Raw genomic sequence first — 15,556 nt, forward strand, 5'->3', positions numbered from 1 at the left:
GCAGCAAAAAAACTGATTATTGAGAACGTTTCTCTGGCGCCTGATGGGCAGATAAGTGAATAGCTGGGTTCGCTTTCAATTTCTTCGCAGGTTGCGGTTACCCCAGGCGATTAGGCCAACGACAGATCGCGCTGGCTAGCCATCGGTTTTATCACCTGGATTGCCAATTTACCGGGGCGGGGGAGTCGATGGTACTGTAAGGCGCTTTCGCGCAAATCGTCTGCCATGTGATTTACCTCGCTCGCTTTCGCTCACGGCGATAACGGTGACCACATCGCCGATCTTGTTTTTGTTTTGTATTGCTAATCGCCTAGCCACAATTCCATTTCTACAAGCCTTCCTAATTTTTAAATTAGTGGTCTCCGTTGTTTTGTCAATTTTTGTAATCTCAGCGACTAGTAGTTGGCGCTGTACACTTCAGGTGGGATCTACTTAGACGTCGTGTGAAATCTTTCAGTGGCAGCCCCGCTTATGAGGGTATTGAATCCCCTCGTGGGCTGCGTGCGTTATCGGTAGCGGGGATGATGTTGCGAGCTTTAGAAAATTGCGTCGACTCAGTTGCAGCATTATTTGGCATTCCAGCGTTATCATCGGCAGGATACCGATGTCTCGACGTCACCCCATTTTCAGTAGCAGCCGAGTTTAGAGTCAGAAGTAACTTTATCGTGTTTTAACATCAGTTGCTCGGCATAGGCTGAAGGTGTCAGTCCGCCAAGACTCTTCTTCGGTCTTTCCTCGTTGTACTCCCGCCGCCATGCTTCGATGACAACCTTGGCGTGATGAAGACTGGTGAACCAATGCTCATTCAGACATTCATCTCGAAAACGCCCATTGAACGATTAGATGTAGGCGTTTTGATTGGGTTTTCCAGGTTCAATTAAAAACAGGGCAATGCCATGTAGATGAGCCCATAACAGCATGGCACGCCCACAAAATTCCTTTCCATTATCCGTACGAATGGCGCTAGGTAGGCCACGTTGTAAAGCCAGTTGATCTAGAATCCGTGTTAACAACAGTCCCCCGATGGCACGTTCAGGCACGATAGCCACGGCTTCATGGGTAGCATCGTCGACAATGGTGAGGTTCTTTAACACTCGCCCGTCGGCCGTACGGTCAAACACAAAATCCATTGACCAGACCTGGTTGGCGGCACAAGGACGGCCAAGGGGCTTTCGCTCAGACGCAGGAACCTTCTTGCGCTTGCGGCGTTTTATCTGCAATCGAGCCGCCGCGTAGAGGCGTTCGACGCGCTTATGATTGACCCGTTCAGAGTGACCTCCATCTCCAGTAGCGACTCCTCGAGCAGCTTTTTCAAGCGTCCATTTTCGGCTTCGAGTTCTTTGAGTCGTTTGGTATCGGATACGCTCATGCCGCCAAACTTGCTGCGCCATAGATAGTAATTAGCTGCTGAGAAACCGTGCCGACGGCATAGCTCCTTGATGGGCAGTCCTGCTTCTGCTTCGCCTAGAAAACCAATGATCTGTTTGAATCGCCCCGGATATTCTAGACACCCGTTAGGCTCTTAAAGTAACGCCTTTCATACTCAACCGGTGACAAGTTATCACTTGTGCTGTGTCGGCGCTTTGGGTTGTTGAATCGCCCCGGATATTCTAGACACCCGTTAGGCTCTTAAAGTAACGCCTTTCATACTCAACCGGTGACAAGTTATCACTTGTGCTGTGTCGGCGCTTTGGGTTGTAAAACATTTCAATGTAATTGAAAACGTCACGTCTAGCCGCTTCGCGTGTTGAATAAATCTGTCGCTTGATTCGCTCTCGCTTGAGAAGTTGAAAGAAGCTTTCAGCAACGGCGTTGTCATGACAGTTACCACGTCGGCTCATGCTGCCTACCAAGTGATTTGCTTTCAGAAAGCTTTGCCAGTCTCCACTGCTAAACTGGCTTCCTTGATCCGAATGCACCATCACCGTTACTTGTGGCTTGCGTCGCCAGACGGCTGATAACAAAGCATCCAATACCAACTCCGTAGTCATGCGAGACTTCATCGACCAGCCAACCACTTGACGGGAAAACAGGTCGATAACTACTGATAAGTAAAGCCAGCCTTCGTAAGTGCGGATGTACGTGATGTCCGTCACCCAAGCAATATTTGGCGCTGTTACTTCAAACTGACGGTCTAAATGGTTAGGGGATACAACAGCCGGTTTTCCACCACCATAGCCGCCAGGGCGTCGTCGATAGCCCGTCTGAGAGCGTAAACCTTCCCTATTCATAAGACGCGCCACACGGTGCTTCCCGCAAGCTTCGCCAGCTTCACGCAAGTCCTGGTAGACTTTGCGATAGCCATATACACCGCCGCTTTCAAGCCAAGAGTGCTTGATCAATCCCAGCAGGCGCTCATCTTCCCGTGCTCGATTAGAGAGCGCTTTTTTACACCATGCGTAGTAACCGCTGGGGTGCACTGCCATCACCTGACACAAGCGACGTACCGAATATTGGCTCGCATGATTTTGAATAAACGCGTACCTCAGTCGGACTCCCTGGCGAAGTACGCGGTGGCCTTTTTTAATATGTCTCGCTCTTCTGATACGCGTTTGAGCTCGGCCTTCAAACGACGGTTTTCAGCTTGGAGATCATCATCCTCTTGCCGTTGTTCTACCGGCTTATCGTAGCGCTTAATCCAGTTGTATAGGCTGTGACCTGACACGCCTAGCCGCTCAGCGACCTCGGCCACGCGATGGCCGCGCTCTACCACCTGTTTGACGGCTTCGATTTTGAATTCTTCAGTGTAGCGGGGATGGCTCATGGTTCCTCCTAGATACCTTTAGTATAAGGCCTGGAGGTGTCTACGAAACCTGGGGCGATTCACAGTTCGACGCCGAATTGAAAATATACTGGCTGTTGGTCTAAGCGACAGGCTTTTCTTGTAATAAGAAGTATTAACAAGCGTTGGCGCGGAAGCAACATGGGTTCTCATCATCTGTAGAGGCGTTTTCGTACGTACCTTTTTCAGCTGTGGGAATGGAACAACACTAGTTAAGCAAAAGGAGTAAAATTATGAAAATGTTAAATGTGGCATTAATAATTACATTAATGCTTATCTCAGGTGTAGCACTCGCTGAGAAGGGATCGGGTCAGAAAAACATGATTGTTAAATATGAACCGGTGACTACGCAGCTAGACAGCGGCCCACGGGCTGATATTACATTCCGTGAGGGAACCAGAAGTCCTTAGACGAAGCTATCTCTAGCTGATGTAGCAAGTATTACCGGGTAGGCATAGCATCCTTCGGTCTGCCCGGTAATTTATAAGGTTTTATTTAAGAAGGTTTCATTAAAGTCAGCCGTTAATGAGGCAAAAATTCATACTTATGGTGTGCCGTTAATGACAAGCTGTAGGTAATAAAATATTTGGTGAAAAGCCAGTTATTGAACTTCCCTCTTAAATAATCGCCTATAATCTTGATAACGTTTCTTTTTTGACATGTAACTTTTCATTCAAAAGCGATGGAAGTCGCTCGCTCCTCGGGTAAGAAAGTCATACCCCTGTGCCGCTATACCCTTTTGCCAAGGGATAGTTTGCACACCATTCAGAGTGGCAGGCTCTATTATTGTAAGGTGCGTGCCACATTTTCCTGCCTCTCACGTCTGGAGCCAACCCTATGAGCTGGATGCCTGATATAGAGCCTAAATGTCCTTCCGCAGGTAGTCTGAACGACATAGAGACACTGATTATTCCCCGAGCACGAGACCTGGGTGGTTTCGAGGTTCGCCGTGCGCTTCCCGCTCCAAAACGTCAGATGGTGGGTCCGTTCATTTTTTTCGATCAGATGGGGCCTGCTGAGTTTCTTAAAGACGAGGGTATTGATGTTCGCCCACATCCTCACATTGGGCTTGCCACGGTTACTTATCTGTACCAGGGGGAGTTCCAGCACCGCGACAGTCTAGGCACTAATCAAATAATCCGTCCTGGTGCTGTTAATTGGATGGTGGCGGGTAATGGGGTCACCCATTCGGAGCGCACCAGTTCTCTCACTCGTCAGAACAAACATTCTATGTTGGGGATACAGACCTGGGTGGCGCTTCCCGAAGCTTATGAAGATAAGCCTGCAAGCTTTGAGCACCACAGCGAGGAGGCGCTGCCAATGCTGAAAGGTGAAGGCAAAGAAGTGCGCTTGATTCTAGGCACGGCTTGGGGAGAGCGGGCACCGGTACAAACCTTCTCTGAAATGTTCTATGCGGATGCCGTGCTGCAGCCAGGAGCAAAGATCCCATTGCCGGATGACCATGAGGATCGTGGTATTTATGTCATGTCCGGTAGTGTCATTATTGCAGGGGAAACATTCGACGCTGGCCGCATGATGGTATTCCGACCAGGCGATCCGATAACGGTGGTGGCGGGCGAAACAGGCACTAGGTTGATGCTACTGGGCGGTGAAACGCTAAATGGCCCCCGCTATATATCTTGGAACTTCGTCGCTTCTTCGCAGGAAAAGCTGGAGGCCGCCAAGCAGGCTTGGGTTGAAGCGGATTTTGAAAATGGTCGCTTTCGCCTTCCTCCAGGAGATGATGCTGAGTATATCCCTTTTCCTGGTCAGCTCGGTAAATGACGTTTTACAAAAATCTAACTGCCTGAGGTAGTTAGATTACTTCTACAAGTGAAATAATAATGATTAGCTGGCCATTAGGCTAAACCGCGGCCGCTGTTTAAGTCACAAGGAATACATAACTCACGACGGCTTCTTTAAGAGGAAATTGCTAGCCGATGGCAGAGAACCTCCTACTTAGGAGAGTCTGAATGCAACCATAGCACAGCATTAAACTGCAAGCTTATCTGATCAAGTATTGTTATCAGGAATGCAAGATATCTTGAGAAATTCTTGATCTGCGTCACCACGTTTAAATTTTCCAGTTTCATACTGATTGCAAAGGCTAATGCTGGCACTAGCCGTTATACGTTCTTTTCCTTTTGAATGACTAGTTAGTCTAGCCCGGATTTCTCACAGGGTATAAAAGAAAGCGGCTGAAAGTGCTATGATTTCAAGAACCTAACCAATCCATCAAGCACCAACAGCCGCTTCCAAAATGGTACCTGAAAAGCTGACCTTCTCGCCACTCTCACGCCGCCAAATTGAAGCCGACTTCTCCGGGGGCCACATTACGTCGGACGCCGGATTACTCCTGCTTCGTGAAGTCGATAAACAGCATCGCCTGACACGCCGCTTGGCCGCCGTGCTTCATGATCCCCGCGCACCGGAACAGGTTCGTCATAAGCTCGACACTTTGGTTCGTCAGCGGGTGTTCGGTGTCGCCGCTGGCTATGAAGATTTCAACGACCATGAGGCCCTGCGCTATGATCAGGCCCTTCAGACAGCGCTCGGTGAAGAGGATACGCTGGCAGGCAAGTCGACGCTGTGCCGGGTGGAGCAGAACGCCGATCGGCAAGCAATAGTGAAGGCCCATGAGTTGCTGTGGCATCACTTCATTGAACAGCATGACGAACCACCAAAGGAGATCGTGCTGGACTTTGATGGCACCGACATCCCCGTGCATGGCGAGCAACCCGGCAAGTTCTTTAACCGTTATTACGATCACCACTGCTACTTCCCACTGTATGTCTTCTGTGGGCGCCACTTACTGGTGAGCTATCTGCGCACCAGTGACCGCAGCGACAGCCGCCATAGCTGGGCGATCCTCGCCTTACTGGTACGCTTTATCCGTCAATACTGGCCCGATACGCGCATCGTGTTACGAGGTGATAGCCACTTTTGTCGTCCCCGGATGCTGAACTGGTGTGATCGGCATCACGTCGACTACATCGTGGGAATCGCCAAGAACAGCCGGCTGCTCAAGGAAGTGGACGTGCCCATGATGCTGGTGCGCAAGACCCAATGGCAGGTGGGAGGGAAAGTAGCGGGGACGTTCCGCTTCCAGTATCAAGCCCACTCCTGGAAATACTCACGCTGGGTGGTGGCCCGCCTAGAAGAAGGCGAGTTAGGCTCTAATCCCCGGTTTATCATCAGTTCCCGTTACGATGATGGCTTCAAGCTTTACTACGAGCAGTACTGTGCCCGGGGTGACATGGAGAACCGGATCAAGGATCAACAACTGAGCCTGTTTGCTGACCGGACCTCCAGCACGCACTGGTGGGCCAATCAGTGGCGGCTGATCTTGTCGGGCTTCGCTTATACGCTGTTCGAGCGGTTACGGACTTATCTGAAGCACACGCCCTTCGCGCGCATGAGTCCGAGCAACCTGAGGCTCAAGCTCATCAAAGTAGGCGCGGTCATCATCCGCAATACGCGTCGAATCCGAGTACTCATGAGTGACAGCTACCCCTATAAAACGGCGCTATCCGATCTCGTCAGGCGGTTGGTTCCTAACTGACTGCTCGGGCGCCCCCGGCCCGAAGCAATGGGGGAAAGGGGGAAGTGTGTCTGAACGCCGGAAAGTGGTTAAAAAGTAGCCGATGTAAGTCGAGCCAGTAGGTGTTTAGCGGTGTTACAGCCTGAGTGCGGTACTGGCTGAGGTACTATGAGAAATCCAGGTTAGAGGTCTTTACCGATGGTTAGCGCAACAGCACTTCACTCCTTACCTCAGGATCAACTGGCCTTAGCTTACTCGCAAGAAACACGCGAGCTGTATCGCTATCGTGGCCTGACCCTTTGCTTTTTGCCCTTTGACCTTCCCGTTAGCCGTTTGATGAGTGCCATTGGCATGGAGTGCGAACATAGACTTTTTAGTTTACAGGAAGTGGCTAAGCAGATGGAGTTAGTTCTACCTTCAACTATTAGCCAGCAAAGAAAAGCATCCTTTTTAACTAAAAATAGCAGACATTTTTTTGTGGTGGATGAACATATGGGCAGGCAGGTTCTGCTCGATGCTGAAGAAGCTGCTGAAGCGACGTATACACTTTTTAGCAGACTATCGGAAACCAACGCCACTCCTGAATTGCAGCACCTGTTATCTACCTTCGTAACGCAAAAATACAGTGAGTACCGCGTCGTAAAAGAGTGTCGTGAGCAATGGAAAATCGCTCTTTACGCGCTAGGTTGTGCTTCCTAAGCTGTTCTTCATAAAAGAGATATAGCTTTTTACTTGTCACTACACTCATGGTAGGAGGGCATGTTTATGAGTATGCCAATGTGGAAAAATCCTGGCTTTCTGGGTCATTTTGGTGATGATGCCGACTCCATGATGCAGTTTCTATGGGATTTTTTTCCTGCTCCAATGATGATGGTCCGTTGCGAAGGGCCGGGTGATTTCGTCGTTGAGGCAGTTAATCCCTTTCAGCAAGCTACGTTAAGCGACCAAAAAATATACCTGGGTAAAGATCTATCCCATATGTTTCCTGCATCGCTATGCAATGAGTTGACTGCAAATTGTGCTCACTGTGTAGCAGACGGGGTGTCGGTACGTTACGAAATGCCGGGAAAGTACATTGATGAGGAGTGTCATCAGGGCGATTGCCAGCTCCTACTCAAACCGATTAGTGGCCAACCAGGCGTAATTACGCATTTGCTCTGCATCGTCCATAACTCAAGTACCTGTAGCGGTTCGAAGGTGGCCCATTATTCCGAACTAGAAATAGAACGTCGGGTGTTGGAGCGCACCGATGAACTGACGACCATTAATCGCCAATTAAGTTACTTAGCGACTCATGATTGGCTCACTGAAGCGTTTAACCGTCGCCATCTCCTTGAGTTGGCGACGACTGAATTCAAGCGAGTTTGTCGTTATGGTTTATCACTTGGCCTGTTAATGCTGGATATCGATCACTTTAAGTCGATCAACGATGAAAAGGGCCACGCCGCAGGAGATCAGGCGTTGCAAACAGTGGCTCGCGCAATACGTGCGACGGTCCGCAACTGTGATTTGGTCGGACGCTATGGTGGTGATGAGTTCATCATCGTATTGCCCGAAACCGATCTGCAGGGAGCCCGCGCAATTGCCGAGCGGCTGAGCAGCACACTACAGAGAGCTAATCTGTCTGCCAGCATTGGCATCGCCACGCTTGAGCGCAATGACCAAACGATTGATGAGGTGATCAATCGCGCTGATCATTTGTTATTGAGCGCTAAGCGAAATGGTCGTAACCGAATTGAAAGCGCTTCCCTTACGCTTATACCTTGATGGCTGGCGTTTAGTGGCTATTACATTTAGCTTCCGCTCTTAGCGCTTGCTACAAACCGACAATATACGCTTGCGTCCAACCTGCTATCGCGGTACTAACAGTTATCTCTTAGCTTCGGATAACGCGATGAAAACGCTGCTGCGATGGCTGCTCACTCTCGTAGTGCTTTTAGCGCTACTACTAGTGGGGCCTGTATGGATATTGGCAAGTAATCAAGTGGTAACAGATGGGCATTGGTCATCGCTGGATCGCACCTCTGCTGGGATCGCCCCGGACCCAGCAGCGATCTCCGAAGCCGTGGTACAGGTCTATTCTGCCCGCGCCTATAATTGGCGTGGGGCGTTTGGCGAACATATCTGGATCGCGACGAAAGCAGAGAATGCTGATAGCTACCGGCTGCATCAAGTATTGAGCTGGCGTCGCCCTACGGTGGTCTCTTCTATCGATACCCCTGATCGCGCTTGGTTTGGTAACCCGCCAACGCTGTTGGCTGATTACCGCGGTGATGCGGCTGTACAATTAATACCCAAGATAGAATCCGCTGCTGCTGACTACCCACAAGCTGATCTGTATCGCGTATGGCCTGGGCCTAACAGCAACAGCTTTATCGCTTGGGTTATTCGTGAAGTGCCCGGCTTTGAGGTGATGCTGCCCGTTACCGCTATCGGCAAAGATTATATTTTCAACGGTATTTTGGCACCCACGCCAAGTGGCACCGGTTACCAGCTCTCCTTAGGCGGGGTGGTCGGTATTATGCTGGCGCTAGAAGAGGGCATCGAGATTAATGTTCTCGGTTTGAGTTTTGGTATTGATGTGATGCGCCCTGCCTTGAAGTTGCCGGGTATAGGGCGCCTTGGAATGCCCGCACGAGTAGCGGGCGGTGAACTTTAGTTTTTGACAACCTGCGCCTGGAGAAGGGTGTAATCAAGTGCTTCGATGAAACCGTCAACTATATCAATGTTATAACGTCTTCTCAGCGCTTTCGCTCGGCCTGCAAACGCTCCCGATCCCAACACAATGGGCGTCAAATTTAACCTGATTGCTTCTTGAATTGCTTCGTGAAGGCGGGCTTCGGCAAGCTCCGTTTGCGCGGCGGTGTCGGCTACCCCAATGCCGGTGGCCACCACTCGGCAGCGCATGTTCAGCCCATAAGATTCGCTAAGCGACGCAATAGTGGGAACTGCTTCATCAAAGGTAGTGATTACCGTAAATTGGCCGCCAGTCGCCGCTGCATGGCGAATCGCCGCTTCCGCTAAGCTGATCACCGGCACCTGGGTGAGTATGCGGGCTTCAGCAATGGCGATATCGTCAAAACAGGCCATGATATAGCCTGAAAATCCCTCGGCGTTGCGCCTTTGAATAAGTGCTAAGACTTGCTGGGTCGCTGCTGCTTTGTCCTGTTCGGTTTCGATAGCATAGGGCCCGTGAGGCGGACTAGTGACTTCTGTCATCACCCCAGGTGGGGAGATGCTATGTACGACCTCTCGAATATTATCAGTGACGGTGTTGTTGGTATTGGGATTAATAATTAAAAAGCGTGGCGTGTCTTTCACTATTTTTTGATGATGGTTCATTAGCGGCCCACCAGCAGGTCTGGAAGCCACATCACAATGCTTGGCCACACCATAATCGCAAGGGTAAACAGCGCCATAATAGCCACGAAGGGCATTGATCCCCAAATCACATCATTAAAACTACCGCCATCTTTGCGAACGCCCTGAACCACAAATAGGTTCATACCCACCGGCGGGGTGATGAGCGCAATCTCGCACATCAACACGATGAAAATCCCGAACCAGATAGGGTCAATGCCTACAGCCATCACCATGGGTACCGTGATGGGTACGGTAAGTACCAGCATCGACATCGCATCCATAAAGGTGCCGAGTATCACGTAAAACACCAGCAACACGAGGAGCAGGCCGACAGAGGTAAGACCAAACGAAGCGACCCACTGAGTAAGCGCCTGGGTGACCCCGAGCATTGATATGGTCACGTTGAGCAGGAGGGCGCACATCAATACGATGATGACCATACCCGTGGTCTTGGCTGCCTGAAACGAGCAGTGAATAAGTAAGTCGAGACTCATTTTTCCGCCACCGATAATAAACACTAATGCAATGACGACACCAATGGCCGCTGATTCAGTTGGAGTTGCCAAACCGCCGTAAATGCTGCCCATTACCACACCAAAAATAACCACGGGCGGAATCAAGTGTTTTGAGAGCGTCAGCTTTTCATTAAGCGGTAAATTTACTTCCACCATTGAAGCGTTACCTGCTTTGCCGTGAGCAATAAAAAGATAAACAGAGAACAGCAGCGCCAAGGTAATTCCCGGGATTAAGCCAGCTGCAAATAGTTGGCTAACCGACGTATTGGCTAATTGGCCATACACCAACAGGTTAATGCTGGGGGGAATCAGAATCCCTAGTGTGCCACCTGCGGCTAAAGAACCCAGCGAAGGACGAATGGGGTAGCGGTACTCCTGGAGGGCGGGAAGCGCAATCGTGCCCACCGTGGCAGCCGTAGCAACGGATGAGCCAGAGGTCGCGGAGAACAGCGTGCAGGTGGCGATATTGGTATGCAGTAAGCCACCGGGCAGCTTGTTGAACCATACCGCTAATGCGGCGTACATTCGGTCTGCAATGCCACCGCGTAGCAGCAGCTCTCCCAGCAACATAAATAGCGGTATAGCGAGCATAGAGGGGCTGTTTAAGCTACTCCACACCACGCTGCCCATCATGTCGACCAGTGGCGCGCCATACATAAGATAGCCCCCCAATACCCCGACAAACAGAATAGCGACCGCGACCGGTAAGCTGAGAAGCATGAGCGTCAGCATGACCAAAAACGCGGCGATAATCAGCGGTATGCTCATGGTTTGCCTCCTTCACGTTGATCTAAGTCGGCTAGTTCTGCTTCTAGCTCCTCAGATACCGAGCTTGGCCCGAACTGGCGATTGAGTGATGTCCAGTCACGCTTTAGTAGCAGTAATAGCGCTTTGCCTGAGAGAAATGCCGCTGCCACGCTAAATGCCGTCATCGCCACTAGCCAAACGGCCTGCGGATAGATAAGGGGAGTCGCCCAAGGTGTTTGTGCGATTGAGCGATACAACTGAGTCTCTAGCACGGTCTGCACCGTGAAGTAGAGTAAGAAAGCGGCTAACAGCCCCATCGAAATGGCTGCCAGCGCGTTGAGTACTGCCTGGGAAGTGGAGGGAAGGCGCATGTGCAGCAGGTTGATGCGGATATGCGACTGCTCAACCATGGCAACGCAAAAGGCCAGCGGTGCTGCAATAGCAATGGCGTAGCCGCCCAGTTCGTCGACACCCCCCAGTGAGAGTGAGAGAAACTTACGTATCAACGTTTCGAGGGTGATTAAGACCGCAAGCAGCAACATTACGCCGCCGAAAATGATGCCAAGAAGGCGCGAGTAGGTGGTCATGTTCGCTCCTCGCAACTTATAGGCCTAACTGAGTGCCAACGGTTTCGCGCCAAGCGGCTTCACAATCAGCCGCCACAGCGTTGCACTGGCTAGCCCAGATAGGCAGTGATACTTCCTCAACAGCAGCCTTAACGGTCGCTAGATCTGCTTCTGAAACGGGCACTTCGGTTAGCGAGTAAGCGGTGCCGAACTCGCAGGGGGATTCACCCGCATTGCAGCGCATGGCGTCTTCATATAGCTCTTCGGAGTATTGCCAGATATCGTCGCTAAGGGTGGCGACAGCCTCTTCCAACTGAGTCTGCTGTTCGGCAGATAAGCGATTCCAGCTATCCATATTGATGGCATAGCCATTGATTGCTAATTGCAGTGCAATGGGCAGCACCGTGCTGGTGGCTTCGGGCCAGCCACCAGAGTTAGCGGAGGCTGGGCCGGTAATGGCGCAGTCCACAACGCCACGGGAGAGCGCTTGCTGCACGTCGCCAAACGGCATGGAAATGCCGGTAGCACCTAGCTCGCCCACGAAGTTAGCCGCGCTTTGATCACCTACACGCACGCGCAGACCTTGAAGGTCGTCTAAGCCAGTAATTTCATCGCTGCAAAAAATCACCTGAGGGCCTGCGGGCCAGACACCTAGCAGCTTGGCGTTGAAGCGATCTTGTAGGCGAGCATCTACGTAATCATAAAAGGCCATCACATTATTACGTCCAGCTTCAAAGCTGGTGTTGAGCCCGATCAAATCAAGACCCAGGATGGATGGCTCGTCACGACTCACTTGAGGCCCGCGTAGCGATACGATGTCAAATAACCCTGAATTCAATACGCGTAGGCCGTCGGTGTCTGGAATGCCCGCGACATCAACCGGAATATACTGAACAGACACATCCAGGCCACTATTTTCGGCCAGCGCTTCAAAGAAGGGCTGTTCTTTGTTTTGTGCGATAAGCCCAGAGCCTGCGGGTTGACCCAGTACTTTCAGCGATATGGTTTCCGCCTGTGCGGTGGGTACAAAGAGGGCTGTGGAGATGGCGGCGATCAATGCAGTGCGTTTTAACATATCGGTTTCCTATTGAGGTTTTACCACTGACGTATTTCTAAACGGGGTGGCGTGGCATGGAGGTATTTGAACAGCGTGTGCTGTACAGTTATTGCTATGTAGATCCATATTTCATGCCATAATCAATAAGAAACTGCAGTTTCATATTTAAATCAAATGATTACCCCATTTAGCTTGGTCGAACACGTTTATATCGTGAAATGAAAATGCACGCTATAAGTGCATTGAGTGAGTCCTGTGCGCTATCTAAGTGCTTTAAATGCCCAGTAGTGTATTTTAAAGCTCTTCAAAACGATCATTAAGCATTTCGATGCGGCGCAATCGGGATCTTGATGCATCGCCTGCAAGCTCAATGGTGCGCATAACAATCAAATGGCAGAGCGCCATCACGGCGGTATGATTGAATAATGGCCCGGTTGCTAGCGTGTGGCAGCGGAAGTGCCAGGTGGCCATGGGCTCTGTAGTGAGGCCTTCATCGGTAATATAAAGCAGCTTCGTGCCGCACTCTTTGGCATGGTCAAGCAGCTGTTCGGTCAGTGCCACACGGCGGCGAAGACCAAAGATAATGACACAATCATCCCGTGTGAAATTCACCAACTGCTCCCCTAGCGTTTCGCCGCCACCGGGCAAGCTGGTTACCTGCTCAACTACCTGGGTTAACTGCCAGCGCAAGTAATCAGCAAAAGGGTGACTGGCACGAAAGCCAATCACCCATGTTTTACGAGCGCTGAGAATGGTTTGTGCAACATCGTCAACTTCCGCTTGGGTAACAGTGGCAAAGGTTCGATCTAGATTAGCTTTGCCCTGCTCCAGATTGCTGGTAAGGGAGTGCTCTTCAGTACGCGCGTCGGATGAAGGAAGAAAAAGCCTGGAACCGGTGGTTTGCTCTTCACGGGCATGTTTGCGGGCTGCCTCATAGCTTTCATAACCTAACCGCCTTACAAAACGTGACACCGTGGCTTTAGAGACGTTGGCAAATTTAGCGAGCTCTTGGGCATCGTAGCTGGCTAATTCGCCAGGGAAATCACACACGAACTCGCCCAGCCTCCGTTCGGCAGGGTGGAGTGTGGGCAGAGCGCTGCGCACGCGAGTTAGAAACGAGCGTTCCTGATTGATAGGCGACATTATTTTCCTGAAATCTCAGTTTCATAAATAATGAATGCTGATTAGCGTTAGGGCAACAATAAAAGATATACATAGTTTGGTTTGTAGATACTTTTATACTAAAATTGTATCTGCAGATAGAAGAGGTGACTATGCAAACAGCACATGATATTTCCCAAAACAGAGCCGCGGCGGCGGCGGGTTTGAAAGCGGCGGTGCGCATTCTGGATAAGTGGCGTGCGTCTGGCGAGCAGGGCGAGGCAATTTTGCGCGTTTCCCATAGCACATACGCACGTGCCCGGCGGGGAGATATTGCCGAGATCAAGTTAGATAGTGACCAGCTCACCCGGATCAGCTATTTGCTAAACATCCATGCAGCGCTGCGGATGATATTTGATAATCCAGAGAACCTTTATGGGTTCGTTAACATGATTAATCATAACCCTTACTTTAATGGCCGCACGCCGCTGGAGATTATGGGGTCAGGGGATTTTGCAGCGCTTTATGAAACGTTTAAGCGCATCGATAGCCTGCGAGGTGGTCAGTGGTGAAGGCTACTGATTTGCTGCCTTTACCACCCAGCGAAGTCACTGGATATCGTTTAATTAATAGTAAGTTTCCACCGATTGACCTGTTCGATGATGTGGCCAGCGCTGAGGAATTTGCCGCGTTGCACGCGCTGCAAGCATTGACTAATCCACGTTTGCAAAATGAAGTGGGTAATTTAGCGCTGTTACCACCGGAGCAGATCCCGTTTGGCATACGTGGCTGCTCATATGCGGTGGCACCTTTTACTCATGTAAACCCGCAGGGTTCTCGCTTTAGTGATGGCAGCTTTGGCGTGCTCTATTTTGCCGATACGCTTGAAACGGCAATTGCCGAAGTAAAGCATCATCAACAAGTGCATTGGAGCAACATACCCGGTTTGCACTACGAACGATTTGTCTTTCGTGGTTTGAAAGGCATCTTTAATGAAGCGGGCGTGGGGGATGCGCTGGCATTACCCATAGACCATGCCATTTATACGCCCGATGATTACTCGGTCTCACAACCATTCGGTGCAGAGGTTCGTCGCGCGATGAGTGGCCTTCGCTATCGCTCGGTTCGTTTGCAGGGCGCAAACTGTTGGGCGCTTATGACGCCTATTGGCGTGACTGACATTATCCAAACCACTCATTTGGAAATGATTTGGAACGGCACCATTACCCAGGTAAGCCATCTGCGCTTTTCTCATGGGTGACGAGAAGAAGATTTAGCTGTTCTGCTGCTGCTCAGTAAATCGCTGCATTATATCCAGCGTTTCATCGCTCACGTGGTGCTCCATGCCTTCAGCGTCAATACGAGCAGTAGCATCTTTGACCCCAAGCGCGCGTAAAAAATGCAATACGATATCGTGTCGCGCGCGTGAGGTTTCCGCCATTTTCTGTCCTGCCTCGGTCAGAAACAGAGAGCGGTAGGGCTTGCTAGTCACCAGCTCAAGCTCATTTAGACGCCTAATCATTTTCGATACGGTTGCCTGACTCACCGCCATGCGGTTGGCAATGTCCGCCGCACGTGCTTCGCCACGATGCGTTAGTAAATCCCCAATCAGCTCAACGTAGTCTTCAATCAGCTCGGTTTCATGGGCATTACGCACCGTTGCATACTGCTGAGCATGCTGCTCCACGGGCGGAAGGGCATCACCATGAATGCTTGGGGCGGTTAATGAAGCGTTCGGATTAGAATCAGTCATTGGCAAATTATATCGGAAGCAGTGGTAATAATCATTGGATCGTACTTGGGATAGTAGCCTATTTTTACGCAACATTGTTAGCCAAGGCTAAACTATTTGCACAGTGCTTTATTTTTGAGCTACAGTCTACT

Annotated in this window: 15 protein-coding genes and 1 pseudogene; 8 read left to right on the forward strand and 8 right to left on the reverse strand. The window is 50.6% G+C overall.

Annotated features, from left to right (window positions below; genetic code table 11):
• Positions 1-626 precede the first annotated feature (626 nt).
• Positions 627-1,480, reverse strand: a pseudogene (locus ACWI0H_RS09465) (IS3 family transposase).
• A 130-nt stretch (positions 1,481-1,610) separates the two neighbouring features.
• Positions 1,611-2,764, reverse strand: a protein-coding gene (locus tag ACWI0H_RS09470) for an IS3 family transposase (RefSeq protein WP_485875816.1) whose coding sequence is annotated in 2 segments (ribosomal slippage) — positions 1,611-2,527 and positions 2,527-2,764 — 1,155 coding nt in all. Because the reading frame shifts where the segments join, the coding sequence is not laid out codon by codon here.
• Between the two features lie 251 nt (positions 2,765-3,015).
• Between ACWI0H_RS09470 and ACWI0H_RS09475 the strand changes: the two genes are divergently transcribed.
• The 6 genes from ACWI0H_RS09475 (at position 3,016) to ACWI0H_RS09500 (ending at position 8,982) form a co-directional block, all read left to right on the forward strand.
• Positions 3,016-3,192: a hypothetical protein gene (locus ACWI0H_RS09475; protein ID WP_158414213.1), complete on the forward strand. Its 177-nt coding sequence runs from the start codon at positions 3,016-3,018 to the stop codon at positions 3,190-3,192.
• A 427-nt stretch (positions 3,193-3,619) separates the two neighbouring features.
• On the forward strand, positions 3,620-4,567 hold the full coding sequence (locus ACWI0H_RS09480; protein WP_035563681.1) for a pirin family protein: 948 nt from the start codon (positions 3,620-3,622) through the stop codon (positions 4,565-4,567).
• 475 nt (positions 4,568-5,042) lie between these two features.
• Positions 5,043-6,344 (forward strand): IS1380 family transposase, encoded by a 1,302-nt coding sequence (locus ACWI0H_RS09485; RefSeq protein WP_035565795.1) that lies wholly within the window; start codon positions 5,043-5,045, stop codon positions 6,342-6,344.
• 177 nt (positions 6,345-6,521) lie between these two features.
• Positions 6,522-7,022 (forward strand): hypothetical protein, encoded by a 501-nt coding sequence (locus ACWI0H_RS09490; protein ID WP_485875987.1) that lies wholly within the window; start codon positions 6,522-6,524, stop codon positions 7,020-7,022.
• Between the two features lie 66 nt (positions 7,023-7,088).
• The gene (locus ACWI0H_RS09495; RefSeq protein ID WP_336275256.1) at positions 7,089-8,090 is read left to right on the forward strand and encodes a GGDEF domain-containing protein; all 1,002 of its coding nucleotides are present in this window, start codon (positions 7,089-7,091) and stop codon (positions 8,088-8,090) included.
• Between the two features lie 127 nt (positions 8,091-8,217).
• Positions 8,218-8,982 carry a DUF3750 domain-containing protein gene (locus tag ACWI0H_RS09500; RefSeq protein WP_485875988.1) on the forward strand — a complete coding sequence of 255 codons (765 nt, stop codon included), beginning with the start codon at positions 8,218-8,220 and terminating at the stop codon, positions 8,980-8,982.
• Here ACWI0H_RS09500 and ACWI0H_RS09505 read toward each other — a convergent pair.
• The 5 genes from ACWI0H_RS09505 to ACWI0H_RS09525 all read right to left on the reverse strand — a co-directional run bounded on the left by ACWI0H_RS09505 (position 8,979) and on the right by ACWI0H_RS09525 (position 13,714).
• Positions 8,979-9,665 carry an aspartate/glutamate racemase family protein gene (locus tag ACWI0H_RS09505; RefSeq protein WP_336274610.1) on the reverse strand — a complete coding sequence of 229 codons (687 nt, stop codon included), beginning with the start codon at positions 9,663-9,665 and terminating at the stop codon, positions 8,979-8,981. The genes ACWI0H_RS09500 and ACWI0H_RS09505 overlap by 4 nt on opposite strands.
• Complete coding sequence (locus ACWI0H_RS09510) at positions 9,665-10,969, reverse strand: TRAP transporter large permease (protein WP_485875989.1); 1,305 nt, start codon at positions 10,967-10,969, stop codon at positions 9,665-9,667. Before ACWI0H_RS09510 ends, ACWI0H_RS09505 begins: the two co-directional genes overlap by 1 nt.
• On the reverse strand, positions 10,966-11,535 hold the full coding sequence (locus ACWI0H_RS09515; protein WP_485875990.1) for a TRAP transporter small permease subunit: 570 nt from the start codon (positions 11,533-11,535) through the stop codon (positions 10,966-10,968). The genes ACWI0H_RS09510 and ACWI0H_RS09515 overlap by 4 nt, the downstream gene beginning before the upstream one ends.
• Before the next feature lie 16 nt (positions 11,536-11,551).
• Positions 11,552-12,589 carry a TRAP transporter substrate-binding protein gene (locus ACWI0H_RS09520; RefSeq protein WP_336274607.1) on the reverse strand — a complete coding sequence of 346 codons (1,038 nt, stop codon included), beginning with the start codon at positions 12,587-12,589 and terminating at the stop codon, positions 11,552-11,554.
• A 276-nt stretch (positions 12,590-12,865) separates the two neighbouring features.
• Entirely contained in the window at positions 12,866-13,714 is an 849-nt protein-coding gene (locus ACWI0H_RS09525; protein ID WP_336274606.1) for a MurR/RpiR family transcriptional regulator, read from the reverse strand.
• A gap of 131 nt (positions 13,715-13,845) precedes the next feature.
• Between ACWI0H_RS09525 and ACWI0H_RS09530 the strand changes: the two genes are divergently transcribed.
• Both ACWI0H_RS09530 and ACWI0H_RS09535 read left to right on the forward strand, forming a co-directional pair.
• The gene (locus ACWI0H_RS09530) at positions 13,846-14,244 is read left to right on the forward strand and encodes an antitoxin Xre-like helix-turn-helix domain-containing protein (protein ID WP_336274605.1); all 399 of its coding nucleotides are present in this window, start codon (positions 13,846-13,848) and stop codon (positions 14,242-14,244) included.
• Positions 14,241-14,933, forward strand: coding sequence for an RES family NAD+ phosphorylase (locus tag ACWI0H_RS09535; protein WP_336274604.1), 693 nt, complete (start codon positions 14,241-14,243; stop codon positions 14,931-14,933). The genes ACWI0H_RS09530 and ACWI0H_RS09535 overlap by 4 nt, the downstream gene beginning before the upstream one ends.
• 12 nt (positions 14,934-14,945) lie before the next feature.
• Here ACWI0H_RS09535 and mntR read toward each other — a convergent pair whose 3' ends face one another.
• Positions 14,946-15,425 carry a manganese-binding transcriptional regulator MntR gene (gene mntR, locus ACWI0H_RS09540; protein WP_336274603.1) on the reverse strand — a complete coding sequence of 160 codons (480 nt, stop codon included), beginning with the start codon at positions 15,423-15,425 and terminating at the stop codon, positions 14,946-14,948.
• Positions 15,426-15,556 lie beyond the last annotated feature (131 nt).

It is taken from the genome of Halomonas sp. NYA30, assembly GCF_976980765.1.